The sequence below is a fragment of the Bradyrhizobium sp. 35 genome, assembly GCF_023073215.1.
Classification (GTDB): domain Bacteria; phylum Pseudomonadota; class Alphaproteobacteria; order Rhizobiales; family Xanthobacteraceae; genus Bradyrhizobium; species Bradyrhizobium canariense_D.
The window spans coordinates 1-2225 of sequence record NZ_JADPJC010000037.1 but is presented as its reverse complement, the minus strand read 5'-3'; the positions used below and the strand labels follow the sequence as shown (position 1 = coordinate 2225).

Here is a 2225-nt window from a genome sequence, read left to right as displayed (position 1 = left end):
GTTGCCGGCCTGGGCTTGTTCCGTGTCCTCATTGCTTCCTCCTTTCAAAAGCCAACTCAGTCTGACTGAGAGGACGGGGCGGGTCATCCCATTAATGGTGACGCCCGCGGCCAAGCGCAAAGCTGTCGCCCATCTCCGAGGCGCCTTCGGGATGAGCGAACGGCGGGCGTGTAAAACCATCGGCTGCTGCCGCATGACCATGAGATACCAAACGATCCGGGCGGACGAAGCCGGCCTTCGCCAGCGCATGCGGGCAATCGCTCAGGAACGTCGTCGTTTCGGCTATCGACGCCTGCATGTGCTGCTCAAGCGGGAGGGATATCTGGTCAACCACATGGCCTAATCGCACGCGCGTGGCTGAGGCAGAATGTTCTCCTCAGTGCAAACGAGGAGCATGTGATGACCCTTTATGTTGGTTTGGACGTATCGCAAAAGGAGACGGAGATTTGTGTGATCGACGGCGACGGTCGGCGCACTTGGCGGGGCAAATGCTCCTCGGAACCGGAGTGCATCGCAATGGCGCTGCGCGAGCACGCTCCAGACGCGGTTCGGGTCGGCATGGAAACCGGGCCGCTGGCGATCTGGCTTTGGCATGGGCTGCGCGCTCTCGACGTTCCAATCGACTGTATCCACGCGCGCCATGTCGCGGCGGCGCTCTCGCTGCAAGTTAACAAGACCGATGTGAACGATGCATTTGGGATCGCGCAAGTGGTGCGCTCCGGTTGGTACCGGCCCGTCGCCGTCAAGAGCCTGCAGAGCTGTCGTATTCGAGCCCTGCTCTCAGCCAGAAGCGAACTCGTCGCGATTCGAACGACGCTTTACAATCAAATTCGTGGTCTACTGAAGACCTTCGGCGTGGTGCTCGCAGCCGGTAAGGGAGGAACGTTCGAGCGCGCAGTGCTCACGCGATGTCCGGCGGACCCTTTGATCCGAAGCGCCATTGACGCGCTGCTTGAGGCTTGGCGTGTTGCGGGAGAGCGCAGGCAGAGGCTCGATTCGCAGCTTCTACGTCTCGCGCGCACCCATGAGGCCTGCCAGCGTATGATAACGATCCCCGGTGTAGGCGCGATTACTGCATTGACGTTCACGACGGCCATAGACGATCCTAACCGCTTCTCCCGATCCACCGATGTCGGAGCGTTTCTCGGCCTGACACCTCGGCGCTATCAATCCGGCGAGGTCGATATCTCCGGCCGGATATCCAAGTCAGGCGACCGCATGGCCCGAAGCCTTTTATTCGAGGCGGCCAACGCGCTCATGACGCGCGTGCGCAAAGATAGTGCACTCCGCCGTTGGGGGCAGCAACTAATGGCTCGGATCGGGTCGCGAAAGGCGAAGGTCGCCGTGGCTCGTAAACTCGCCATCATCCTGCACCGTATCTGGCTGGATGGCACGGAGTTCGCGGCGGCGCCGGCTAACTGAGCCTAGCTAGCTAAGCCAGTATCTCTGTAGATCGTCCTGGAAGGACGCTGGCTGGATTATCCCGTAACTTCTTGGGCGGCTTCAGACCGCGGGAATCACATGGGGAGATCCACTGGCGAGGGCCATGATGAGGCGGCACATTCCTCCGACCTCGAAGACGACAAGGTCCGATACCCAGGGCAGTTGACAGCGATTAGACTTCTTCCGGCTGTACCGGGAAGAGAGGCTCGCGGTGCGCCGCCGTGGCGGCCGCAAGCGGACGATCGGGACCCCGGCGCCGATGACGGTGCCGATGGCGCCGAACGACCGCTGGTCGCTCGACTTCGTGTCGGATCAGCTCACCGACGGCCGCCGGTTCCGTATCCTCACCGTTGTCGATGATTGCACCCGCGAGTGCCTGGCGCTGGTGGCCGATACCTCGCTCTCCGGCACCCGTGATGGCGCGGGAGCTGGACCGGCTGGTGATAGAGCGCGGCAAGCCCAAGACGGTGGTCAGCGACAACGGCACCGAACTCACCAGCAACGCCATCCTGACATGGGCAGATCAGAGCCGCGTGGCATGGCACTATATCGCGCCAGGCAAGCCCATGCAAAATGCCTTCATCGAGAGCTTCAACGGTCGGCTGCGGGATGAACTGTTGAACGAGACGCTGTTCACGTCGTTGGCCCAGGCCCGCGTCGCACTCGGATGCTGGCGCGCCGATTACAACCGCGCATCAGAACACCCATCTGTCTATGTTGTTGAAGAGAAACGACTTTGCTGATTGGGATTCGATCCCGTGGGGTATCTTGGGTTCTGTCGC

1 protein-coding gene and 2 pseudogenes are annotated in these 2225 nt (G+C 61.4%); all 3 read left to right on the top strand.

Features of this window, described 5'->3' with window-relative positions:
- Window positions 1–334 (top strand): annotated as a pseudogene (locus IVB36_RS06345) (IS3 family transposase); the annotation flags it as partial.
- A gap of 65 nt (window positions 335–399) precedes the next feature.
- Window positions 400–1422: an IS110 family transposase gene (locus IVB36_RS06340; RefSeq protein ID WP_247390967.1), complete on the top strand. Its 1023-nt coding sequence runs from the start codon at window positions 400–402 to the stop codon at window positions 1420–1422.
- A gap of 202 nt (window positions 1423–1624) precedes the next feature.
- Window positions 1625–2132: pseudogene (locus IVB36_RS06335) on the top strand (integrase core domain-containing protein); the annotation flags it as partial.
- Between the last annotated feature and the right edge of the window lie 93 nt (window positions 2133–2225).